The organism is Spiroplasma floricola 23-6, assembly GCF_002813555.1.
GTDB lineage: Bacteria > Bacillota_I > Bacilli_A > Mycoplasmatales > Mycoplasmataceae > Spiroplasma_A > Spiroplasma_A floricola.
Map to the genome: position 1 here is coordinate 608,764 of NZ_CP025057.1, position 25,635 is coordinate 634,398.

Genomic DNA, 25,635 nt, shown 5'->3' on the forward strand with positions numbered 1-25,635 from the left:
AGTCTTATTATCTTTTTTAATTTTTTTGTTACTTGATTTAATTTTCTCACTTTATGATATTGGATACATTTTCAAGTTTTAATAAATAATACAAGTTTATATTATTTATTTCAAAAATACTATATTTAAAAAATTTCTGTATATACACAAAATTTAATAAATTAATATCCTTTTCTTTAAAATGTTTAAATTTAAAAATATTTTTAAGAAAAAAGTAAAAGTATTTAGTGACACTTCTCTTGTTATAATTTTTAACAAATTAGGGGATAAAATATATGAAAAAAATATGAAACATTTTTATTGCCATAGCGCTTATAGTTACACCATTTTCATACGTCTTAGCATGTACTTGAAAGTCAACACAAGAAGAACTTAAATTTTGAGAAAATAATTATCAATATGGACCTCAAAAAGAATTTAAAACTCAAAGTGCTTCAAATAATCAATATATAGATTATTTTTTTGGAAAGCCAGAATTCAATTATGCAACTTATCTGATAGAAGCAAACAGTGTTGAAGAAACAATAATTTCTGAAACAGTTAAATTTAATGGGGATTTAGAAAATGTTAAAAAAACACCACTAAATCAATCAGAATTAAAGTTATGAAAAAATGATACTCAATCAACGCAATTAATATTGTTTAAAGAAAATAGTGAAGATGTAATTAGTGATTTAAAAATTGAAATATTAAATTCTAAAGATGAAGATATAGAAATTAATGCCAATTTTATTAAACCTATAAAAGCAAAAAATACAATTAATAATATATATAATCCAGCTTCACCAAAAGCAGTTTTCTACAATTATGATGAAATAGCTACTAATGAACTATCTTCAATTAAATTGGATTTTCAACCATTATTAATAACTGCAAAAACAAATGATCAAACACAAGTTGGTAAAAGAGATGTTAATTTTAAATTGACTTTCAAAGCCAATAGTGTAGAGCAACAAATTGATTTTCGTCAAGAGTTAAATGTTGTTGATATGAATATTAATCGAGCAAATGAACAAATTAATGCTATCAGTTCTGATTCAATGTCTTTTCCAACATCATCACAAAAATTTGTTTTAAAACAATTTGATAAAGTGATAACAAAGAAAAGCATTAATTTAAGTCAAAAAGAATATGACAATTTATTTAATTTAACTGAACAAGAAATTTTAAAAATTATTAAAGATAATAATATAAGTATGCCTTCAGATACTAAAATTATTAGATGAGAAGATGAAGAAAATGAAGGCGAAATTTTTAGAAAAGATAAAGATAATAAACATGTTAGCATTTTAATTCAATCAGATACTTACTTTGTAACAAATAAAGCTGCAAATAAAATAAATGGTCAAGACAATCCAACAGATAAAATTCAAATTTATTTTAATAATCCTAATCCTAATCCTAATCCTAATAAAAGTATAAATAAAACAAAAGGATATGATCAGTCAGTTTATGTTAAACCAACTTTCAAAAATGATTCAGTAACTAGTGTTTTTTCAAATCCAGATAAAAACTATTCAAGATTGGTAAATTATAAAAATAGTTTACATGATTTTTTAGTAAAAGAAGATAATGAAAATGAAAATAGAAGTTTAGATAATAAATATGGTAGAAAATTTAGTCAATTAAAGCAAGAAAATAATGCAAAATATGGCTATGTGCCAAATTTTGGTTTAGGTTATATCAAATATACAGCAACAAATAATAATTTAAAAACTGTAGATGATTTTTGATCTTCAGTTGATAAAAATAATTTAGCAGATATCTTCAATGAGGATTTAGAATGAAGTATTAATTTTGATATCCTTGATGAATATATGAACTTTTTAAATGAAAGTGGTTATGAAAAAATATTCATACCAGTTACTGCAAGAAATGCCAATCCCTTTAACTTTTATTATAAAACAGATATTGATGCAATTAATCAAAGTGGGGGAAATGCTCAACAAAAAGTATTGGCAAATATTACTTATAAAAATAAATTTATAGATCCTAGTGGCAATATTTCAAAAGATTATGAAGTATTAAGAGATGAAATTATTGCCATTTTAACTAAAAACTTAGTAACTCATATAAATAAAATTAAAGCAAATAATAGCTCAACTTATTATGATGCTTATAATAATATTGATATTTACTATTCTTTTGATGAAACTAAACAAGAAATTAATGAAAAAGTAATTGACACTTATCAATTAGAAGATCCAGAGAATTTAATTAAAACACATGCTTATATTGGATGAGAATTTGAAGTTGAAGACTATTATAATGTGGATGAATTAGAACAAAAATTTAATCCTTATGATGAAATTACTTTACAACAAAGAGAGTATATTTTTAATTATGAAAAGGGCAGTCAAAAAGATGTTAGTAACTTTAGAAAATTAGTTGAAGATCGTCACAGTCAAGAAAAAAATACAAGATTTTATTCTTCATGACAAAATTTTCCTGGAGGATATTTATCTTCAGTGCCAGGAGATTTAACTTGATCTACTTTAATGGCATATAAATATGGAACAAATGGATTTGATCGTTTCCAATTAGATGGATTTTATTCAAATGATATATCCTTAGATGGCTATATTTTGGGCCATCCTCATGAACCAGCAGATGCATCACTTATTTATCCTGGAGATAGTGAAAAAATTTATGATAGTTTAAGATTAGTAAACCTTCAAAATGGAATTAAATTAGTATGAAAATTAATTACTCTTGAACAAGAAAATAAAATTTCTGCTCAAGATGCTTTAAAAATTAGAAATTATATTAAATGAAACAATGATATAAGATCAAATATTGAATATAAATGAACAACAAATTTAAATGATACTATTACAATCAACAATTTTGATAGTGAAAATGATACTGTTTATACTCAAATATTTAAAATTAAAGAGTTTGTTAATATGTTTAGTTAAAATGGTTTTCTAATAGTGAAAGTAAATTTATATAATAAAAAGTAAACATAGATAAAATCTATGTTTTTTTATTAAATATTTATTTAATAATTTTAAATTATTTTGTTTTGTTAGAATGAGTAATTAAAACTCATAGTTGTTATAATAAATAAAGCAAAAGGAGTTTTGTAAGATGACAAATAAAGATGTTTTAATTATTGTTGTAGTTTCAACATGACTTATTGGCGTATTAATTACAGGACTTTTAGCATTAATTTTTAAAGATAAATTTAAAAATTTCAAAGAACAAAATATATTAATTCAATCTCAATTAAAACAAGAAAGTAGTAATTTCAAGTTAAAGGAAGTTGAAATTAACTTTAAATTACCAAAAGAGGAAAAGTGTTTTTTTTATGAAAAAAATATTAACTTATTTAAAGTAAAATTAAATAATAAAAAAGCAAAGCAAAATTATAAAAAAGAGTTAAAAGAATCTAAACTTAACTGTTCAATATATGTTACAAATAAAAGAATAATGATTCAATTAAATGATCAGTATTTTCAATATTATATAAAAAATACTCTTTATTGCAATTATCTTTTAGTTTATTTTAAAAGAAATTGACTAAATTCAATTCAATTAGAAATAAATGAAGATAAATATATTATTTTAAGTCAAAATTTTAATTTATTGTTAACAGTTAAAGAGTTAAATAAAAAGGAGAAATAAAGAAATGTTATATTCAAGTGTATGAACAAGTAGTGTGATTACTGGCTATATTTTAATGTCATTTACAACATTAGCATTATGTTTTTTCTTTGCAAATCACTTTAAAAGATTGAAAAAAATGAAACTTATCTGACCTGAAAATAAATACTTAAATAAAAAAATGTATAATTTTTTTAATTTATATATATTTGTAGGATTCATTCCAATGTTTTTAGTAATGTCAATTTTTTTTGCAATAAGTTTAATATTTAGAAATATTCAATTATTAGGAATTATATTCACATTTTGCTATTTAGCTTATACTGTTCAACTTTTTTTATATATAATTCTTTTAAACAATAAACAATCTTCAATTGTTGCTTTTGAATATGAAAATCAATTAATTTTATTTAATGAAGTAATAAAATTAGAAGATATTGTCGATATTAGTCACAATCTTAAAAGAACCATTATTTTTATTACATTTAAAGATGAAAAACAGTTAGAAGATATTATAAAACTTAATTATAATTGAAGATTATTTGATTTTTTGAAAGGTCTAAACTTGAAAATAAACAATTAAATTGGAAAATTTGTTTTATAATTTAAGTAAGTTTAATAAGGAGTTTTAAAATGCTAGAAAAATTATTAAATAAACAAGAAAAAGAGTTATTCTCTTTAAAAACTTTAAACAAAATTAAAAAACAAGATTTTAAAGCTTATTTAGATATACAAGAAAATATTTTAGAATCTCTTAAAAAACAAAGTCAATTAGATGTGAAATATACTAATGAAATTTTGAAAGAAAAAATTGTAAAGCAACAAAATTTTGTTAATAAATTAACTGTTTATTATAATGAAGTTATCTTAAAAAAAGAAAAACAAGTAGAAGAAGTTGACTTTATTACAGAAGAGTTTGAAAATATGATAAAAGAATTAGTGAAAATACAAAAATAAAAGTGGAGAATAAAATATTATGATAAAACAAGCAAAATTTATTACTTCTGCTGCCAATAAAAGTGGTTGATTAAAAGATAATATTCCTGAAGTTTGTTTTATAGGAAGAAGTAATGTTGGTAAATCTACTTTTATTAATGCTTTAACAAATCAAAATAAATTGGCAAAAACTTCATCAACACCAGGAAAAACAAGATTGTTGAATTTTTTTGATATTAATAATAATCAATTTAGAATAGTTGATGCTCCAGGATATGGTTATGCAAGAGTTAATCATGATCAAAAATTAGCTTTTGCCAAAATGATGGATGAATATTTAATAAATAGAGAAGAGTTAAAGTTTATTTGTCAGTTAGTAGATTTAAGACATCCTCCAACAAAAGATGATATTGAAATGTATAAGTTTTTTAAACACCATAAAATTAAAGTTTTTATTGTAGCTACGAAAAAAGATAAATGTAAAAAAAATGACATTCAAAAAAATGAAAAAATAATAAAGCAAAATTTGGAATTTGATTCAAATGATAAATTTTTGTCAGTTTCATCAACAGAAAAAAATAACTTAGATAAAGTTTATGACATTTTTATAGAAATGTTTGAAATGAATTAATAAATAATTTTAACAATAGGAGAGATAGCAATGTTCTATAGCAATTCATTAAAAGCTATTGTAGATGTCGTTTCAAATTTTAATTTTTGAAGTATTTTAATAGCAGCTTCACTTGTTATATTTATAGGATTTATCTTTCAAAAAAAGCAATTAATTTTTGCTGATTGAGAAAAGGTGATTGTTAAAATAATATTGTATGTGGCATTGCCCGCACTAGCTTTAAAAAGTTTTTTAATAGATATTAATACAGAAAATATTTGAGAATCAGTTGCAATAGCAATTATTGGTTTAATTTTTTATACAAGTTTAACTTTTGGATCAAAATACTTTTTCTTAAAAACTACAAAATCAAAACAAGATACACTTGCTATGAGTGTTGCTTTTTCATCAGCAGTTTATTTTGGAGTAATGATAATTAAAGCAATTTATCCACAAAAGCAACAAGAAATTGATTTATATTCATCTTTATTTTTAGTAGGTTTTTGAATTTTTATGTACTCTGCTGCTGCAAGTATTATGCAAAAAAAATATTATGATGAAAAAACAATTCAAGAATCATTACTTGATCAAAACAAAAAATGATGAGATTTCTTTAAGGTTTTTAAAAATCCAATAATAATTGAAACTTTTGTTGGAATATTTTTATGACTATTTCAATTGATTCCTGGAGTTAACATTATTAAAGGAGGATATTCAATAAGCAGAGTTGATAAATATATACCAGGAGTAAATCAAATTTTATCAATTTTAGCACCTCTAGCAAGTCCGCTTGCATGATTTTCTATGGGATCAATTTTGGCAAAAAGTGAAATAAAAGAAGCATTTAAATCAAAATTAGTTTGATGAGCTTCATTTGTTAAAAGTTTTATAACACCTTTAATTTGTCTGGTTTTATTTATTATTTTCTCATTAGTTTTTAAATCAATTTCAGAAACTTCAATATCATCTTTAGCTTTAGTTTTAAGTATTGCAATTGTTGCTTCTCCAACTGCAAATACAATAGTGGGTTATGCTATTTTATATGATAAAGAACCCAAAATAGCTTCGCACATAGGAACATTAACAATATTATTAAGTATTGTAGTGATACCAGTATGAATACTTGTTGCATCAGCAATTGGAGCAACAAGTTTATTTACACAATAATTAAAAAATTAAAAATATTAAGTTCTAAAGTGAATGTATGCAAAGAGTTGTAAATTTCATTTTTTAAAGAAAAGTCAAAAAAGTTGATTTTTTTTTTTTTTTTATAATTAATAATAACAGTTTGAATTATTCTGAAATTCTTAAAAAAGAAAGATAAATGGAGTATAAAAAAATAAGATATTTTAATTTCTTAATATTATTTACATTTAGATATTAATATTTAAAATCAACTTAAAAATATTTTAATAATTTCAAAATCCTTTTAAGTTCTCTATAGTCTATACACTTTAATTATATAATTTATTTAGAAACAATATTATATACAGAAAAGATTCGAAGGAAATGTAAAGTGCTAAAAAATTTTTTGCAGATTAAGTTGCTATATTTTTTTATTAAAATTAATAATGTAAAAGAAAAACCTCTATAGATAATAATGTCTATACTATATAAAAGTTTTTAATCTATATTTGCAAAAATAGTTATTATTAATTTTGTAATTTTATTATCTTTAAACATATAATTTTAGTTATGTTTTTTAATAATAATAGTAATAATAATTTATATTCAATAAGCAATTTACTTTTTAAAAACTTGAATATATGTCATTTATTATGAAATATTTGAAGGAGGTGAAAAAAATGAGTACTACATCGAAAGGTTTAGGAATTGCAGGTTCAATAGTTATGATTGTAACAACATTGATATCTTCAATTATAGCTATTATTGCTTGTGCATATCTATTATCTAAAGAATTAACAGGAACAGATAAATGAATTGCAGCAATTATTGTATTAGTAATTTTAGCAATAGGATTGATGATAACAATAGTATTTCCAATTATTATTTTAGTATTTTTAACTTCCAAAGATAAAAGTAATAAAAAAATATTAGCAGCAGGAATACTTTCAATTATTGTTGCAGCTCTTTCAATATTAGGATCTATTTCAAATCCAATTTACTGGATAAATTTAATATCTGCAGGTTTACTACTAGCAAGTGGTATTATGATCTGTAATGAATATAAAAAAGCAAAATAAAATTTTTAAATTAATAAATATAATTCTCTGAGTATAAGTAATGTTGGGAAAACATAAAGAAAATATAAGGAGAGTTTTTTATTTTAATTTTTTTAAAAAGAATAATTTAGAATAATTACAAAAAACACTGACTTTTTTTTTTTTTTTTTATAATTAATAATAGCAATTTGAATTGTTCTTAAATTCTTAAAAAAAAAAAAAAAAGTATATGGACGATAAAAAAAGTTGATTATTAATGGCGTTAGAAAACTTATTCTGATAAACTTTTCCTATATAATATAATTAATTGAAATAGGAAAAAATATAAATTGTTTCGATTTTAAACCAAAAAAAAAAAAAAAGTATTCTTATTATAAAAAGTCTAGTCATAATAGTTCAAATAATTGAAAACAATATTATGATAAAAAAAATAAATAAACTAGTTGATGTCAAAAAAATATATAAAATAAATTAAAACTTTTGATTAATATTTTTATTCAAAAGTTATTCAAATAAAAAAATACAAGATAAATTAATAAGTCAATTTTAAAAAGCTACTTTGAAATACAATTATTAATTTAAATAATATGTTATAAATAAACTTCATTAGTAAATATTTTAATATTTACTAATGAAGTTTTAATTGCTTTCTCAAATTATTGAAATAAATTAAATCTTTTAAAACTAAAACAAATAAATTAAAAAATTTATTATAATCACAAAAAAATATGTTAATCTTAATACTTTATAAAAAAAATATTGAAGTTATTTTTTTTTTTTTTTTTGAAAAATAGCATAAATTATATTGAAATGAAAAAAAATCCCACACAAGAAAGAAGTGTGGGATTTGTTTTTTATTTTGATAATTGATATAAAGTTTTGAATAGTCCTTCAGTTGAAATTAATTTTTCAAAATTTCCTGTATCAACAATTCCTTTTTTTTGCTCTAAAACATAAATTTCATCAAAATTTTTAATTGTACTTAGTCTATGAGCAATTGATATTGTTGTTCTTCCTTCCATTAAACTTTCTAATTCTTTTTGAATTTCTGCTTCAACAATATTGTCAAGAGCACTTGTTGCTTCATCAAGTATTAAAATTTCAGGATTTTTTAAAATTAATCTAGCAATTACTAGACGTTGTTTTTGTCCTCCACTTAATTGTGCTCCTCGTTCAAATAAAATTGTTTCATATTGATCTGGTCAACTCATAATTAAGTCATGTATTTTTGCTTTTTTACAAGCTTCAATTATATCCTTGTGATTTTTATTTTCTAAACCATAACTTACATTTTGATAAATGTTTCCACTCAGTATTTGAGGTTCTTGATCTACATAACCAACTTTATCTAATCATGATTTTAAGTTTAATTCCTTTAATTTAATTTTATTGTTAATAAGAATTTCTCCTTGTTGAGGATCATAGAAACGAAGCAATAATTTTGCTATTGTTGATTTTCCACTTCCAGTAGGTCCAACAAAGGCATACTTTTTACCTTTAACTAAATCAATATTAAAATCTTTAATAATAAATTCATCAGTTTGAGGATAGGCAAATCCAATATTTTTTAAGCTAATTGAATTAACTGTTTCGTTAATTTCTTTTTCTTTATCTTTTTCAATAAAAATTTCACTTTCAAGCAAAGCACTAACATTTACAGCAGATACTCTTGCTTGAGGAGCGTCAGAAATTATTTGTCGCAATTGCATAATTGGAATTGTCATAACAATAACACCAGCTGTAAATGAAGTCATAATACTAATTAGAGCTTGAGTTTGATTATAAAATAGAAATACTCCAAATATAATGGATGCCATTGAAAAGCTTCCTATACCTCCAATTATTAATGCAGAAGGGACTTCTGAAGCAAAGAATTTTTTCTTTTTCTTTTTAGAAACATGATCGATCATTTCGTCAAAATGTTGTTTTTCTTCTTTAAAAGTTCCAACAGATTTAACTAATCTTATGTTATATATTTTTTCACTCAATTCATTGTCTAAACCTTGTGAGATTTTACTAATTTTTCTTGTTGCTTTATTTGAAATTATTATTGTTATAAAAATTATTAACATAAAAGCAAGTAATAACCCAAATACACATAAAGCTAATTTTCAACTAATATTAAACATTAATATTGCAGAAAATGAAATTGTAATTGTTGATAAAAAGTAAATAATTGGTGCTTCTTTTATGTAAGAAGAGACAATAGAACTATCTTTTACTATTGTTGAAATTAATTGACCAGTTTTATTAGAATTAAAATAATGTAAGTCTTGATCAATTATTTTATTTATAAGTTTTCTTTTTAATTGTGTTTCATATGCTTGAGCAATATGACCACTGATAATAAAATTTATATAAGAGAGTATTACAACAAGTGTAACATCAAAAATCATTGAAAATGATAAAGCATATAAACCAAAATTTTTACCAAATAAAGTTATTGATAGGTTTTGTCCATCATAATGAACAAAATCATAAAAGAACTTTTGAATTATTTGTTCATATACGCTAGATCCAACATTTATACTATTTAAAATTTGATCAATTTGTTCTTGAGTCAAATTCAATCCTAATTGTTTAATGATTTCATAAATATCATTTGTTTTCAATGAAAGCATTGAATCTAAAACACTTTTAGATACTAAAAGAGCTGTAATATATTCAATTGCTTTAATATTTCAAATTAACAATAAAGCAATTGAAACTGTTATCATAAACATTAAAAATGTTAATATTTTTTTGTTTTTCATTGCATTGAATAAGTGAACGTAGAGTTCTACTTTTTTTCTTTTTTTAATAATCATTTTTTTCTATTCCCCGTATTTTTCTTTATAATAAATATTAGTGACAAATATTATTTCAAATAAGTTATATTATTTCAAATAGATTAACTCATTTCATATGAAACAAGTTAATCTTATAATAGTTTTTTAGAGGTGTCAATGAAAAAACAATACAATTTAGATAATTTAAGTACTCTTGTAAAAGGAAACTTAGTTATTATCATCTTAAGTAAAAGAATAAGTTTAAGAATGATCAGAAAATATCCAGATCTATATAGGTTAGCATATTTACATTTAATGTTTATTAAAAATGTTGAAGGTATCAGTCAAGTAGAATTAGCTGATTTAACAGATACAAATACTTCAACAATACACAGAAATATTCAAATTTTAATTAAAAACAATTATATTGAAAAAAAAGTCTCTTCAAGAGCAAATGAAAATGAATTGTATTTAACTCAAAAGGGTGAAAGTGTAGTTAAAGATATTATTGAATGAGTTAATGAATATGAAAAAGAAATGGGATTTAATGAAGAAAATACAAAAGAGTTATCATTAATGTTTAAAAAAATGATAACTAAATATTCTGATTTTTAGATTAAAATACTTTAAATTTAAAAAAAGAACAATATTTATTATATAAAAATAAGCTAAAAAGAGTTATTAAAAAGTATAATGAAAAAAGCTATACAGTTTTGATTATGCTTATTTGTTACTACTTTATACTTTTAATAAGCCAAATAGCTTAATGTTTATAATGTCAAAAACAAATCAAACTATGCCAATTATTATGTATAAATTTCAAGAATTTCTATTGTATTTATAATAAAACCTATGATTTAAATTGCTAAAAGAGATTTAATCTAAAAGTTTAAAAGAGAAAAGTACTAAAAAGCTTTTCTTTTTTTTAATTAAGCAGATTTAAATATTAAATAAAAACCTTAATATTCTAATTTGAATAAAATATGTGTTAATATATTTTTAAGTTTAAAACTAAAAATAGTTTTAAGGGTAAACTTTGTTTTGTTCTAAAATTAAATGAATAAAAAAATTCATATAATAAAAATGTACTTATAAGTTAATTTATGAAACTTTGTAGGTGAATATATGCTAAAAATAAAAAAATGAAATAAACATTTAATATATTTTATATTTGTTACAATAATTTTTATTCATTTTTGTTTAATAACTATAAATGAATATGAAGTTTTTATAAACAAAAGAACAGATAGTATATTTAAACATTTTAATATTGTTTTAAATACACTATTTATGCTTATAATGTTATTTACTTTGATTATTCAATTTAGTAAATTTATGCATTTTGTTGATATTAACAGTAACAATCAAAATTTGAAATGAATGATAAAAAAAGAGAATTTAGAAATTTTGGCTAAAATAATTTATCTAACTTTACCTTTTATTGCTTTATTTTTAATAAATTTTTACATAAGAAGAAGTAGACATTTTGAATTTACTATTTGAATTTTAACTTATACTTCTTTAACTGCTATTTCAATGATTGTTTTAACAATATTGACTTTTATTTATAAATTTGTTGTTAAAAAAAATATTATAGCAAATTATGAAGAGGATTTTATTTTTAAAATGCAATTATTATATTTACGTTCCTTATTTCATTTAAATATTTTTGATTTTAAAAATCAAAAATTTAAATTTAAAGAAGCTATTAAAGTTTTTCTTTCTTATTTACATCAAGAAAATGAAATGAGATATTCATTAAAAAATTCTCTATCTTTAAAAGATATGAAAAAAGCAACAATTCCACCAAGGATTTAATTTTTTGTAATAACTTGAAAAAATACTTATATGCTTAAATTCAAAGTTTAAATTTTTATGTATAAATTTAAATGAAAGAGAAGTATAAAATTATGAAAAAATTATTATCATTATTAGGAGCATTAGGAATAACTGCTTCTACAAGTATAACAGCAGTTGCATGTGCAAAACCATCATCTTCAAATACAAAAACAGAAGATGTTTTATTAAATAATGTTTTACCCGAAACTATTTTAAAAGCTTACAAAGAGAAAAACCCAAATGCAAATATAGATGAACTTGAAGTATTTGATTACAATCAAAATAGTGCACGATTAGTTTATAAAAAATCTTCAAATTCTAATGGTAAATTTGAACCAATTATTTTTAATTATAAAATTAAAGCTTTAGATTTATCTGATAACAATCAAGCATTGGTAAGAAATATTCTTGTAGGAGAAATGGATGAGAATGGTGTTATAAATAAAACAATTAGTGCAAGTGATGTAGTGAAGAATAAAAAAGTTACAAAAAATTCAATAAGAACTTCATTTGCAATAATGAACGGAGTTTTCTTAAATGAAGAAGATATTGAAATTGGAGATATAAATTATAATAACGATACAGTAACAATCAAATCAAAAAATCAAAATATTTTAAAAGGAACTGAAGAAGTTATTTTAACACTTAACAAAAATGTAAGTTCAAATGATATTTTAAAAGTTACAGAGATAGGAAATATTTATTTGCCAGGATCTTTATATGATAATAGAAGAAATTATTTTGATGGAACTTATAAAGATGAGCAAGGCAATAATGTTGCTGAAGGAAATATTCTTGTAGCTTTACCTATATTGTTTCAAAATCTAGGAGATAGAAATAAACTATTCTCTTATTTAGCAACTGATTTAGTTTTATCAGCTATGGCTATTGCAGGAGTTAGTTCTTCAAAAATAGAAGAAAATATGTCTATGAATTTCTTTAAATTAAACTTATCATGAGGGGGAGAACAAAATAGTTTGGTTTCAAATAATATAATTACAGCAACTGATTCACAAACAGTAAATATTAAATTTAATTTGCAAAAAGAAGATAGATTGATTTTAGGAGAACATAGACCCAGTTCAAAAGACTTTACAGTATCAAAAAAAGCATATGCTTCTAAAGACATTAAAACAATAATTTCAGAGATTTATGATCAAGCAGATAGTGCTTTTAAAAATCAAGTATCAAAAGAAATGTTTATAAAGTTTTCAACAATTAATTTTGCAAGTGAAAATGAAACTCCAACAATTGAATTGCTTCCTGGAGGAGATTATGTTTATGCATTTGACCCAATGGCATTTCAATTAGTTTCATATCAATTAGATCAAGAAAAAGATAAGGAGTTAATTAAAAAACTTAAACCTCCAAAAGAAGGAAAAACCTTTGGCTATAAATTTGTAGTACAAGAATAGTTTTATAATGCAAAAATTATTTTTTAGAAACATATTTAAAAACATTATCAAAAATAAATTACAATTAGTAATGGTTATTTTGTTAATGTTTTTATCTGTTTTTATATTCACTATGACAGATTCTTCTTCACAAAGATTAGTTAAGAGTAGAGAAGATTTTGCATTAAAGAGTAATTTACATGACTCAATCATTCAGTTTACAGAAAGTAGCTACAATTATATAGAAAATGATGAATTTAAAACTATTGCAAATAATGAAGTTAGAGATGAAATTATTTTAAATTACTTAAAGAATAGTTTAGATAAAAAAAACAGTAATTTAAAATTCTATTTTGATAGAACAGAAACTAGAAATTTTATTTTAGGTTCAAATAAAAATATTAAAGTTATTAACTTAGAACCTGAGAAAAAAGTTGATACATTTATTGTCAAAAATGGTATGAGTTTGAAAACTTGAAAAAGTTATGTTGATTCAGAAAATGATTTGTCTAAAAGGTGAGTTTATCTCTCTGAACAATTTGCAAAAAATAATAATATTAAAATTAATGATATTATTCGTTTGAATGATGATTCTTTTGGTTCAACTATTTTAGTTAAAAATAGTGAAAGAAATTCAGTTGATATTTCACAATATGAAAATAAAGATATTAATGAATGAATTGTTAATTCAAACTATTCATCAATGAATTGATTTCAAGTTGTAGGTTATGGATCAAGTGCAGACTTCATGATGCCTATAATATCTTCCAATTCACCATTGCCAAATTTAAATAATGAAGGATTAGCCTATGTAAATCCAAAAAACTTTGGTTGACAAAAAACATATTTAAAAACTTCTTTTAAAGATAATATTGTAAATAAAATGAAAGAAGTTATTAGCAAAGAAGAAATTGAAAATTTTAGAGTTTGAAATTATAATTCTGAAACTCAATCACAAGAAACACTTAGACTAATTTCTCCAAGAGATAAAGAAGTTTATTATTCTTTAAAATTTGTAAATAAAAGTAATAAAGAGATGAATGGAGAATTAAATTCAATATTAACAGATATCAACAAAGCAAGAGAATATGGTTTAACAATTAGCTATGATCCACCATCCTCTAGTTCTGATAAAGTTATCTATGATGTTGCAGATAAAGATTACTCTTTTGTTTTAAGAACTCAGATGTATTTACAAATAATTAAATATTTTAAAATAATTATGTATGCAGTTACAATTGTAACTGTACTAATTGGAATATGAATTTTAACTATAATTTTAAGAAATAATATTCAAAAAACATTTGGACAAAATGGAATATTATTGTCTCTTGGTTATAAAAAAAATGAACTTATAATGTCTAACTGTTTGTATCCCTTTTTTATTTCAATAATAGGGGGAACGTTAGGATATCTTCTAGCATTACCAATGCAAATATTTATTATAAATATTTTTAAAAATTTCTTTACTATGAATTTCTCACAAATTAGTTTTTCATGGTTGGGTCTATTAACAATGGTTATAGGATTATTTCTATTTTTACTAATAGTGACACTGTCTATTAATTATTTTGTTTTTAATAAATATAATGCTTTGCAAATGATAAACTATGAAAATATTTCAACAGTAAATAAATATAAACTTAAAATTCAAAAATTTTTAACAAGAAGTAAAAAGTTTGATTCTAGATTTAAAGGAGCAATATTGGCTTCTTCAATATCAAGATTGATAACTATAACATCAGTTATGTTGATTTCTTCAACAATAACTTCCATTGGTGTTATTGCTCCTTCAATTTTAAATAATTATACAAAGTACAAATATATAGATAATAATTATGATAATCAAATTGAATATGAATCTCCAATCTATAATGCTCCAACTACTTTTTATAAAACATATAATCCTATAAGTGAAAAAAATAATAAAACAAATAGTGCTCAAGAAATATTTGATATGTATTTAAATAATCAAATATCATCTTCAACTTTTACACCAAATGAAGATGTTGCAAAATTATCAGATTTAACTTATAAAAATTTAAATAAAGATTTTTTAACAAATCCTGATTTAAAATTAGACATTAATATTGAAGGAATTGATAAATCTGTTTTAAAAGGAACTTTAATATCTAGTGTTTGAAAAGATTATAAGTTTTATAAACTTGATCAGTATTATGAATCTTCTAAAGTTTTAGAAGTGATTAGCAGTAAAAATAGTTTAAAAGATAAACTTGAGGATTTTGAAAATTTAAGAGTTTTTTATTTAAAATATAAAACAACAATAGGTTTAAATATTCAAAGAAAAGAATATTTTGAAAATGGACAATACAAAAATAATTTAGAAAAATTAATTAGTAATGAGCAGTTAAAAAAAATTGGAATAAGTGGAGGAGATGCAACTCCAGTATTGGCAAAATCAGGAAGAATTAGAAAAGATTCTATATTTGAAAAAAGCTTTTATGAAGATTTAGAAATAAATGATGAAGATACATGATGAAAAAATACATCTCGTAATGTAGCTGCAATTTATAATTGAATAAAAGCATATTTTATTGATAATTTACAACAAGGATTTCTACAAGGAGTATATGCAAGTTCACCAGAAGCTTTAAGAAAAATTATTTCAGAAAGTTTTTTGGATGAAAGCAAACAGTTTAATGCTTTGTTTAATATAATACCTTATGTTAAATCAACAAATGACTTAGGAATTGCAATTGAAGCTGCTTTTAAAAATAAAACTTTTAAAATATATGGTCTTAATAAAGAAAATAGAACTCAATCTCTTTTTGATTTCAATAATAATAATTTAAAAGAAAAACTTTTTGAAGATGAAAATAATATAGTTTTAAATTCTTCTCTAGCAAAAATTTTAAAAGCTAAAGTTGGAGAAACAATTGATGTTGAACATTTTAAAAAAGTTTTAGCTGTAAATGAAAAAGAATTAGATCCATATAGTTGAGATACAACAAAAATGGATGCTAAAGGAGAGTTATATACAAATTCTAAAGAATTGTATTCAAGATCTCTTGTAAGTTCTAAACAAAAAGGATGGAAAAATAAACAAATAACTCAAAATGATAATCAATTTGTTTATAATACAGATTTAGATACAACATCTGAAACAATGACAAAACCAACAGAAATGTCTGAAAAAGTAGATTCAGGAAGAGTTACTAAAAAAAGAGTGAGTGAAAATAAAACTTATAAAGTTGTTGGTATATCTCGACAATATGGAAGTGCAAAAGCATGAGTTCAAAATAATAGTGTAAAAAAAATATATGGATATGATAAAAGCGAACAAATTCTTTTTCAAAATTTTATTAAAGAGTGAATTAATCCAAAAGATAAAGATAATGCAAATTCTGTGTTAAAAGAATTTATTCAAAAAATAGGAGATTGAGAAATTAAGAATTATTCTCAAAATGAGTATAAAAATAAATTTGAGAGTTTTAAAAAGTGAGTTGAACAAGACTCAAAAAGAGAAGATATACTTAAACTTTTTGAAAGTGAATATCCAATATTCAATTACAAAAATTCAAAAGATAATTCTTTTGCAGATTTAAGTAAGGGAATTACTGTAAGTCAACAATTTGGAGATTTCTCAAGTTATGGTTTGAATGGTGGAGTTGTAAACTCTCAAACTATTTCAGGATATCAAATATCGGCAATTAAATCCATTGATCAAAAACAAGCAGCTTTAGAAATAATGTCACGTATAATGAAGTATGCAAAAGTTATTGTCTATTATGTAACAACTATTTTCTTATTAATTTGTGTAATTATAATTATGTTAATAGTTAACTTAGTAATAGTTAAATATCAAAAAAATATAGCTGTATTAAAAGTTCTTGGATATAAAAACTTTTATATAATTAAGTTATTTATCGGAATGTATATTCCTATAGTTCTTATAACTACGTTAATTGGTATAGGATTTGGTATTTTAATAGTTCAAATTGTTTCTTCAAATCTAATTACTTCAGGTATTGTTGTTCCATTTTTTGCAACAACATGATGATATAGCATATCAACATTTTTATTAGTATGAATTATTTATATATTAGCTTCAATAATAAGTTGATTTATTTTAAAAAGAATTAATTTATTATTAGCTGTTCAAGAAAGCTAGGTGGAGAATAAATGAAAAAAATATTAATGTTTTTAACAACTATTTCAATGACAACATCAACTTCTTTTAGTGTGCTTTCTTGTAAAACAACAACAGAGTATAAAGAAATAATAAGACCAGAACCTGTATATTTGATAAAACAATATGGTTTTAAAGGTTTTGACAGTAAAAAAATAGATGTCAAAAAATATGTTTATACTTATGATTTAATTGATGAATTAAATAAGTATTTACAATTAGCTGGATATAATTTAAATAATTTAAGCTGAGATATAACTCGCAATAAAATGATTCTAGAAAAAGGTTTAGAAGATAATTTACTAAGAAATGGAAACTATTTTTTTGTAATAAAAAATAAATTAAATGAAAATGACAAAATTGAAGTTAAACAAAAAATTTCTAACTCTAAATATCTAAAAGATGTAATTTTAAAAACTAATTTAAAAGACATTGAAGATAATAGAGTAAAAACTGTACTTATGAAAATGATCTTTAATAATTTAAACTTAATTTCTAGAATTGATGATATTGCAAAGGAAATGTTAAACAGTGAGAATATTACAATAACAGATAAAAATGCAATATTAAATTTTAAAGACTTTGATAAAAAAAATAGGGATAAATTTTATGGACAAATTACATTAGATTTTAATGTGACTGGACCAAATCCTAATTGACCTTCTGAAAAAATTGATATTAATAATCTTGCAAAAGAAGGAGGAACTAATGTAAAAAATGATTTAGGAATACTTAAAACTGTAAATCCTTTTCAAATTTTCTCTCAATACGTTACTTTAAATTTCTCAAATAAATTACAATATTTAACAATTTTAGTAAATGACATTGATATAGAAGGTATAAAAATTAATAAAATAGATAAAAACTATTATAAAGCAGTTTTTGAAACTCTTAAAGATACTGGAAGTAAATATAAAAATTATCTTACAGGAAAATTGGAATTAACATTTAATTATTTTGGCAATGAAATAATCTCTCGTTAATTTGTTTAAAATAACTCAATGTTACTTTGAATAAAATAATTAGAAGCAAAGAATAATCTAAAGTATTTTAGATTATTTTTTTTATTTTAATATTTTAGAAAAAATCTGAATAAAGTTTTAACTAAAACTAATTTTATAGAATCTTATTCTGACAATTTTTTTAAAAGTAACTTGTACGTTATCAAAAATTTATATTTTTAGCTTTTTAAAATTAATAATATGATTATTATAGTAAAAATAGTTTTATTAAAAATAAAAATGAAATATCTTATATTATACTACTTGACAATGTATAATACTAACTATATTATAGTAGTGATAGGAGAAAACAATGAATATAAAATTAAAAGAGATTAATTCGCAAAGAATTAAAGCATGTATAGTTACATTAATATTACAAACTATGTCAACATTGTCTTTGTTAATAGCAGCAGTGGTACAAAGCATATACCCATTAACAAATGAAGCAATTTTATTGCTTTGACTATTTTCAATATATTTTTTATATGCAAATATTTGAATAGGTATTGTATTGGCAATGGATTTAAAAAATAAAATAAATAGCAAAAATGAGATAAAATTATTATTTTCAGGAGTTGGATCAATTATTAGCATATTTTCATTAATTGTTTGAATTATTTTTGTTAGAGAAATATATTATGAAAAAAAATATAATATTGATTTATTAGAAAATGTTGGTGTTGAAGATGAAGAAACTTCATCAAAAGGGGAATAAAAAATGAAAATAGAAATTTTATTTTTAAAAAATCTTGAAAAACAGCTTAGATTTTTAAAACCAAAAGATAGAGAAGATTTTATTTCAAATTATCGTTTACAAATTTATGATCGTTATAAAAGTGGAGAATCAACTACAGATATTATTAATAGCTTTGAAAGTCCAGAGTCAATTGCAAGCAATATTTATCAAGAGTTAGAAATTGATATTAAAAAAGAAAAAGCTAAGGAGTATAAATCATCAGGATTAGCAAAAATGCTTTTGGGATTATCAACTATATTACCTCAAATACTTGTATTTCTTTTTTCAATAATATTTTTTACTACAAGTTTTGTACTAATTGTTGGATTTTTATTTTCTTTAGTATTATTTTGACTTAACTTTGAAACTTTACAAGCAATTGGGGGAACATTTTTATCATTAGGTTTGTTACCTTTGTTAGCAATTTTATTTTTCTATATAGGAATAGAAATATATAAATTTGAAAAACTATTTTTTAAAATTTCAATTGAACTTGTAGTTGGCAGAGAAATGGAAATTTATAATAAAACAGATAAAGTCAAAAGTAAAAAAAATAAAATTATTATAATAATTTTATTAAGTGTATTTTCTCTATTTACGTTTGCAGGTGTAATTGGAACTTTTGCTGGACCTAAAACAATTGGGGGAGCATCATTGTCTGGGAATATGATTAATACTAAAACAGATACATTAAACTATTCAAGTTTTATGGAAACTAAAGATAATGAAAAATTGAATTTTAATTATAGTTTTTTAAGAGATTATAGTTGATATAAAATCAATCTAATAGAAGACAAAGAATTAAAAAGTGAATTAAAAGTTAAAAGAGATTATAATTTTAAATCTTCTTTAAATTTTGACTATGAAATAAAACAAGATAAGAATTTCAATAATTATCATTTGCAGCCAGTTAATGTTTCTTTAAATTTAAAAATTTTTAACATTTCAAGTATTATTTTCACTATAACATATAATCCAGATGAGGTTAAATTTTAAATTTGGATATTCAATTAAAAAAAGGGGTCCTAGATATGATTATTTTAGACCTTTTAAAAAAACAAGATTATTATGCATATGAATTAAACAAAGTATTAAATAAATTTATTTCAATAAATGAATCTACAGCTTATGCTATTTTTAAAAAATTAGTTGATAAGGGCTTGGTATCATATTACTTGGCAGAATCAAGCAATGGTCCTGTAAGAAAATATTATAAAATTACTAAGCTTGGTTTAGAAAAACTTAAAGAATATTTAGAAAATTGAAATGAATTTGTAAATTTAGTACAGAATTTTATAGATGAAAATAAGCAAGATAACTAAAAGTAAATACAAATACATACAAATACAAAATTAAAAATAGAGTAGTTTACTTATTAATATTATTTATAGAAATTTAATTCCCTCAACGTTCCCCCCAAATTGGGAACGTTTTTTTTTTTTTTTTATCATTTTTTATTCATTCTAATTCTATCATTATTATAAAAGTCCAATCATGCTCATGCTATTTCCATACATTGATTAATGTTTTCAATATGACATGTTCTTATAGTTTCATCTTTTAAACGACCATGAAAACTTTCATGTTTACCATTATGATGAGGTGTTCCTGGTTTTGAATAGCTTCTAATAATTTGTAAATCATTACATAAACTTATGTAATCCAGAGAGGTATATTGATTTCCATTATCTGAATGTAATAATATTGAACCTAAATATTTTTTATTTTTATATGCCATTTCTACAGCTTCAAGAACAAAATCTGTTTTTTGATTATCAATTCTTTTAGATTTTCCTATTATTTCTCCAGTTAAATTATCTTGAACTGTGCAAATATAACCTTTTTTTGTTTTAACTGAAAATTCAGTTATATCACTAGTTCAAATATTTTCAAAACCAATTTCTTTTGCTTCTTTTAAATAATTCTTTCTAATAGTTTCGTTATATCTTTTAATCTCATGTTTAGATTGTTTCTTAATGTAATATGCAATATGATTAAATTTTTTAAATATACGTTCTAATTTTTTATGATTAATTCTGAAAGGGTCAATATAATTTAATTTAAAATATAGGGCTCATCTTTTAGCACTATAAGCACTAAGGAAATTATTCCTTTCAATTTCTGAAATAACTAAATTCATAATTCTTGTATCATCCAGGAAATTCATTAAAGTTTTATTTTTTTTATATGTTGATGTTCTATTAATATTTAAAATTTTACAAATCATTGTTCTATTGCTCTTGGTATTTATCAATAATTGTTGAACTATTTCTTTTTGGTTTTGGCCTTGGAGGCTCATTGCTTTTTTAAAATATCATTCTCCTTAATTAATTCCTTATTGTAATCAAATAGAATTCCTACAAACAGATCATTTGCCTTTTGAGATATACTGTAATCTATTTTATAAGGTAAACGAGTTTTTGAATCACCAATATCTGTATTTTTGTATTTGTTTATTATTGTTCCAATTGATCCTGTAGTTGAGTTAAATTTTAATGCTATTTCCTTTAGAGAATAACCATTCAAACTTAATTCAATAATTTTTTCTTTTTCTTCTTGAGTTCACTTTCTAAACTTTTGTCCTTTTTTTGCCATATACTTTATCCTTTTCTATTATTGTATAAAAATTGTTGCCTAAATGGGGGGAACATTCCCTAAAAAAGTTAAAAAAGTTGATTTTTTTTTTTTTTTTATATAATCATTGATATCAATTTGAATTGTTTATTTGTATTTTAACAGCTCTTTAAAAAAGGAGGAAAATGAAAAAATTATTAAGTGTATTGGCAACAATTGGACTTGTATCAACATCAGCTGTTAGTGTAGTTGCTTGTGGTACAAAACCAGAAAAAAAACTTGAAGAGTCCAAAAAAAATATTACTCAGATAGTTAAAGACTTTGAACAAGACGTAACAAAAATTTGAACAGAGCACTATGAAAAAGAAGTCACTGAAAATTTAATTGGTGTTGAAATTATAGAAAAAAATAATGAGTTTGTAAATAAAGAAAATATTTTAAAATTTTCAAAACCAGAGAACAAAAATAAATTAACAATAGAAAACAAAAAGCAATTGGCAAATGATATTGAGAAACTATTTAAGATAAAATTATTAGAAGAAAAATTAAATGATCTTAAAAAAATTAATAAATACAAAATTATTCTTAGTGAGATATCTAATGTTTTTGAAAGCGTGGAGTTAGTTTTTAATGATAACTTTCAAATTAACTCAGGAGAAATTGTTGAAAATAGTTATATAGGAAATATAATAATAGATTATAAAATTGTAACTCACTATAAAGGACTTAATGATACTGAGAAATTTAAACTATCTGAAACACTGAAGTATACTTCAACAGACAATGATTCATTTAAAAAAGTTGGAGATAAAATGTATAAAAATATTGCAAAGGATATGTTTATCTCTTCAGAAACTGAGAAATATGTAAATTTAAAATGAATTGATATTAAAGAAAATAGTGATGACTCTGATGCTTATTTATCTTCAAATAATATTTTAAAAGAATATTATAATGAAAATAATGAATTTCATGATGCATTATTAAGCACTATTAATAATAAATACTTTAAACAACAATTCCCATCAATTAATATAAGCTATAATAAAAAAAGTATTTACAAAACAGATAATTTTGCAACACAAAATAGTAAATATTTAATTATAAATAATTTATATTCAAATGATGAAAAAAATGATATTTCAACTTTTAATTTAGAAAATCAAAACGAAAAAGAAAAAGTAAATAAAATACTTCTTTGCGATAAAAATGAATTAAACAAATTTTTTCTAAATGATCAATTCAGTTCATTTAAATGAAATAAGGTTCGAAATAATTATAAAACTATACAAAATAATTTTTTAAATACTTTTTTAAGCAAAGATGAAATATCTAAATACCAAGAAACTTTAAATTATAAGTTTGCAGTAGCAATAGGTTATATTGATTTTATTGGACCAAGCATAAAAATTGGAAAAGGTGAATCAACTTACATTCATCAATTACCTGATTTTAAACTAGTAACTTCTTATTCAATAAATGGAATAACTGATGGAAATTATGAAAGTCTTGCAACTTTTTCAATGAAGTTATTTAATATTTATAAAGATATTTATAAACCTAATGTAGATGATTTACAAAGTAATGACAATTATATTTTAGATTTAACATTTAAAAATCAAGAAATTTGAAATAATGTTTCTACAAAAAGCGATTTAAATGAAGCTGAAATGAATTCTTATTTATCTAGTTTCTCTAGTAATTATTATAAGAAACTATTTTCAACATTAAGTAATAATAATCTTGAAATAAATTCTTTAATAAATAATAATATATTTTTTTCCTTAAAAAATATGTTCTATTATACTAGAAATCAAAATGCTTCATTTATAAATCAAAATAAAGGTGGATATTTTAAATTAAATAGCTCATCGAGTAGTGGTTATTATTTAAATGATTTTAGATACATGACCTTTAATTTATTTGGAATAATAAAATTTGAAATAAAATTTAATAGTAGCATATATATGAGTAATAACTGATGAATTTTTTAAAAATTTTATAACTTGTAAAAAGTCAATCTATTTGACTTTTTTATTAAGACTAATAATATTTTTTTCATTGTTCTAGAAAAATATTATTAAAAAATAGAGAAATAAAAAAATATTAAGTATATTGATCAGACTTGAGTATTATAATTTCAATAACTTTGGATATAAAAATTTTCAAGTGATTAGTTTTTTTTATTTATATAGTTATTGTGTCATAAAAAATATCTCTATTTTTTGTGTCATAAAAAATATCTCTATTTTTTATTGTTTGCATTTGGATTATCTTGTATTCCTCAGTTATATATTTTTTGTATGTGTTGTTTTGTATGAACAGTTGAATATCTATAATTCAAAGAACCGTTTAAATTGTTAGCATATCTTTCTTTATTATTAGCTTCTAAATTTAATTTATATCCTAATGGGGTTATTAATTCTTTTTTATATTTTGGATTAAATTGATAAATTTTATATTGATATGTTCCAAATCATCAAAATTGAAAAATCTCACTTTTTTGAGTTTCTATTGAATTACTAAAAAAATTTATTTTATGTTCATCTTTTTCATCTTCTTTTAAATTATCTCAATTTTTAATATTGTCTCTGTATTTTAATCAGTTTTCTAATTTTATATTTAGATATTCTTGGTTTTTATCGTATGCTTCACATGCTAGTTTTTCAATTTCTTCTATTGATTTTGGTTGTTCATTAAGTTCTGGAATATAGTAATCTGGATCAATTTTTGGCTCTGTTTTGCAACTAATTAGGTTGCTTGTTGGAAAGACTGTAACTAATAGTCCTGAAATAATGTATAAAAGTTTTTTCATATTTAATTTCTCCTTAAACAATTAATAAATTTATTTTTTATTTCTTGCATTTGGATTGTCTTGTATTCCTCAGTTATATATTTTTTGTATGTGTTCTTTTGTATTATTAGTTAGATATTCATTATTCAAAAAAAGTTTAAGAGAATAAGAATATAATTCTTTGTTTTCAGCTTTTAAATCTAATTTGTATCCGCTAAGAGTCATTAATTCTTTTTTGTATTCTGGATTAAATTGATAAATTTTATATTGATATGTGCTACCTCATCAAAATTGAAAAATTAATTGTTTTTGATATTCTAATGAACTAGTAAAAAAAATTTCTCTATGTTTATTTTTTTCTTCATCGCCTAATTCATTTCAATTTAAAATACTTTGCTTATATTTATTTCACTTTTCATTTTTGATATTTAAGTATTCTTGGTTTTTATCGTATGCTTCACATGCTAGTTTTTCAATTTCTTCTATTGATTTTGGTTGTTCATTAAGTTCTGGAATATTGTAGTCTTGATCAATTTTTGGCTTTGTTTTGCAACTAATTAGGTTGCTTGTTGGAAAGACTGTAACTGATAGTCCTGAAATAATGTATAAAAGTTTTTTCATATTTAATTTCTCCTTGAACAATTATATTTTATATTAAAATAAATGATATTAAAATATTTCCAAAAAAATATATTATTTTTGGAAATATATCTAGACTTTTTTTTTTTTTTTTTGTTAATTTATGAGTAGGAGGTGTAATAATGAAAAATAATAAAAATACCTTATCCAAATTTGTTGATAAACTAATAGGAAAAAAAAGTTCAATAAAAATAAAAAAACCTTTAGTATTATTTTCAATAGTGGGTCTTATTATTTCATTGTTTTTATCAATCTCATTACCTTTATTTTTAAAGAGTAACTCAAAAGAAAATATTTATTATAAATTTGATAATAAATATTTTGAATCTAAAGATGAAGTATATCAGTATTAATATAGTAGATCAATTAATAATAATTATTCATTTGAAAGCAATAAATATA

The 25,635-nt window shown here is 21.7% G+C and carries 22 protein-coding genes; 17 read left to right on the forward strand and 5 right to left on the reverse strand.

Features of this window, described 5'->3' with window-relative positions; translation table 4 throughout:
- The first annotated feature begins 275 nt into the window (after positions 1-275).
- The 7 genes from SFLOR_RS02795 to SFLOR_RS02825 all read left to right on the forward strand — a co-directional run bounded on the left by SFLOR_RS02795 (position 276) and on the right by SFLOR_RS02825 (position 7,356).
- Positions 276-2,918: a glycoside hydrolase domain-containing protein gene (locus SFLOR_RS02795; protein ID WP_100916579.1), complete on the forward strand. Its 2,643-nt coding sequence runs from the start codon at positions 276-278 to the stop codon at positions 2,916-2,918.
- Positions 2,919-3,090: 172 nt separating this feature from the next.
- The gene (locus SFLOR_RS02800; RefSeq protein ID WP_100916580.1) at positions 3,091-3,627 is read left to right on the forward strand and encodes a hypothetical protein; all 537 of its coding nucleotides are present in this window, start codon (positions 3,091-3,093) and stop codon (positions 3,625-3,627) included.
- Positions 3,628-3,631: 4 nt separating this feature from the next.
- Positions 3,632-4,189 (forward strand): hypothetical protein, encoded by a 558-nt coding sequence (locus SFLOR_RS02805; protein WP_100916581.1) that lies wholly within the window; start codon positions 3,632-3,634, stop codon positions 4,187-4,189.
- Positions 4,190-4,239: 50 nt separating this feature from the next.
- Positions 4,240-4,563: a hypothetical protein gene (locus SFLOR_RS02810; RefSeq protein WP_100916582.1), complete on the forward strand. Its 324-nt coding sequence runs from the start codon at positions 4,240-4,242 to the stop codon at positions 4,561-4,563.
- A gap of 19 nt (positions 4,564-4,582) precedes the next feature.
- Positions 4,583-5,173, forward strand: coding sequence for a ribosome biogenesis GTP-binding protein YihA/YsxC (gene yihA, locus SFLOR_RS02815; RefSeq protein WP_100916583.1), 591 nt, complete (start codon positions 4,583-4,585; stop codon positions 5,171-5,173).
- A 30-nt stretch (positions 5,174-5,203) separates the two neighbouring features.
- Complete coding sequence (locus SFLOR_RS02820) at positions 5,204-6,319, forward strand: AEC family transporter (protein WP_100916584.1); 1,116 nt, start codon at positions 5,204-5,206, stop codon at positions 6,317-6,319.
- Positions 6,320-6,957: 638 nt separating this feature from the next.
- Positions 6,958-7,356, forward strand: coding sequence for a hypothetical protein (locus SFLOR_RS02825; RefSeq protein WP_100916585.1), 399 nt, complete (start codon positions 6,958-6,960; stop codon positions 7,354-7,356).
- A gap of 833 nt (positions 7,357-8,189) precedes the next feature.
- Here SFLOR_RS02825 and SFLOR_RS06040 read toward each other — a convergent pair.
- Positions 8,190-10,142: an ABC transporter ATP-binding protein gene (locus SFLOR_RS06040; RefSeq protein WP_100916586.1), complete on the reverse strand. Its 1,953-nt coding sequence runs from the start codon at positions 10,140-10,142 to the stop codon at positions 8,190-8,192.
- Between the two features lie 138 nt (positions 10,143-10,280).
- On the opposite strand from SFLOR_RS06040, the gene SFLOR_RS02835 reads away from it, so the two are divergent.
- From SFLOR_RS02835 to SFLOR_RS02870, 8 genes are all read left to right on the forward strand, one after another.
- Positions 10,281-10,718 carry a MarR family winged helix-turn-helix transcriptional regulator gene (locus tag SFLOR_RS02835; RefSeq protein ID WP_100916587.1) on the forward strand — a complete coding sequence of 146 codons (438 nt, stop codon included), beginning with the start codon at positions 10,281-10,283 and terminating at the stop codon, positions 10,716-10,718.
- A 510-nt stretch (positions 10,719-11,228) separates the two neighbouring features.
- Positions 11,229-11,921, forward strand: a complete 693-nt coding sequence (locus SFLOR_RS02840; RefSeq protein WP_100916588.1) for a hypothetical protein — start codon at positions 11,229-11,231, stop codon at positions 11,919-11,921.
- 92 nt (positions 11,922-12,013) lie between these two features.
- Entirely contained in the window at positions 12,014-13,357 is a 1,344-nt protein-coding gene (locus SFLOR_RS02845; RefSeq protein ID WP_100916589.1) for a lipoprotein, read from the forward strand.
- 7 nt (positions 13,358-13,364) lie between these two features.
- Entirely contained in the window at positions 13,365-17,468 is a 4,104-nt protein-coding gene (locus SFLOR_RS02850) for an ABC transporter permease (protein ID WP_100916590.1), read from the forward strand.
- A gap of 11 nt (positions 17,469-17,479) precedes the next feature.
- Positions 17,480-18,469: a hypothetical protein gene (locus SFLOR_RS02855; RefSeq protein ID WP_100916591.1), complete on the forward strand. Its 990-nt coding sequence runs from the start codon at positions 17,480-17,482 to the stop codon at positions 18,467-18,469.
- Between the two features lie 331 nt (positions 18,470-18,800).
- Positions 18,801-19,205 (forward strand): hypothetical protein, encoded by a 405-nt coding sequence (locus SFLOR_RS02860; protein ID WP_100916592.1) that lies wholly within the window; start codon positions 18,801-18,803, stop codon positions 19,203-19,205.
- Positions 19,206-19,208: 3 nt separating this feature from the next.
- Positions 19,209-20,222, forward strand: a complete 1,014-nt coding sequence (locus SFLOR_RS02865) for a DUF1700 domain-containing protein (RefSeq protein ID WP_100916593.1) — start codon at positions 19,209-19,211, stop codon at positions 20,220-20,222.
- A gap of 35 nt (positions 20,223-20,257) precedes the next feature.
- A complete protein-coding gene (locus tag SFLOR_RS02870) occupies positions 20,258-20,548 on the forward strand; it encodes a PadR family transcriptional regulator (protein ID WP_100916594.1) in 291 nt (96 codons plus the stop codon).
- A 122-nt stretch (positions 20,549-20,670) separates the two neighbouring features.
- Here the strand turns inward: SFLOR_RS02870 and SFLOR_RS02875 are convergent, their stop codons facing one another.
- Both SFLOR_RS02875 and SFLOR_RS02880 read right to left on the reverse strand, forming a co-directional pair.
- On the reverse strand, positions 20,671-21,525 hold the full coding sequence (locus SFLOR_RS02875) for a DDE-type integrase/transposase/recombinase (protein WP_100916333.1): 855 nt from the start codon (positions 21,523-21,525) through the stop codon (positions 20,671-20,673).
- Positions 21,492-21,821, reverse strand: coding sequence for a hypothetical protein (locus SFLOR_RS02880; RefSeq protein ID WP_100916301.1), 330 nt, complete (start codon positions 21,819-21,821; stop codon positions 21,492-21,494). The genes SFLOR_RS02875 and SFLOR_RS02880 overlap by 34 nt, the downstream gene beginning before the upstream one ends.
- Positions 21,822-21,985: 164 nt before the next feature.
- On the opposite strand from SFLOR_RS02880, the gene SFLOR_RS02885 reads away from it, so the two are divergent.
- The gene (locus SFLOR_RS02885; RefSeq protein WP_100916595.1) at positions 21,986-23,794 is read left to right on the forward strand and encodes a lipoprotein; all 1,809 of its coding nucleotides are present in this window, start codon (positions 21,986-21,988) and stop codon (positions 23,792-23,794) included.
- A gap of 251 nt (positions 23,795-24,045) precedes the next feature.
- Here the strand turns inward: SFLOR_RS02885 and SFLOR_RS02890 are convergent, their stop codons facing one another.
- Positions 24,046-24,615, reverse strand: coding sequence for a hypothetical protein (locus tag SFLOR_RS02890; RefSeq protein ID WP_100916596.1), 570 nt, complete (start codon positions 24,613-24,615; stop codon positions 24,046-24,048).
- Positions 24,616-24,645: 30 nt separating this feature from the next.
- The gene (locus tag SFLOR_RS02895; RefSeq protein ID WP_100916597.1) at positions 24,646-25,215 is read right to left on the reverse strand and encodes a hypothetical protein; all 570 of its coding nucleotides are present in this window, start codon (positions 25,213-25,215) and stop codon (positions 24,646-24,648) included.
- Between the two features lie 140 nt (positions 25,216-25,355).
- Between SFLOR_RS02895 and SFLOR_RS02900 the strand changes: the two genes are divergently transcribed.
- Positions 25,356-25,586, forward strand: coding sequence for a hypothetical protein (locus tag SFLOR_RS02900; protein ID WP_100916598.1), 231 nt, complete (start codon positions 25,356-25,358; stop codon positions 25,584-25,586).
- The last annotated feature ends 49 nt before the right edge of the window (positions 25,587-25,635 follow it).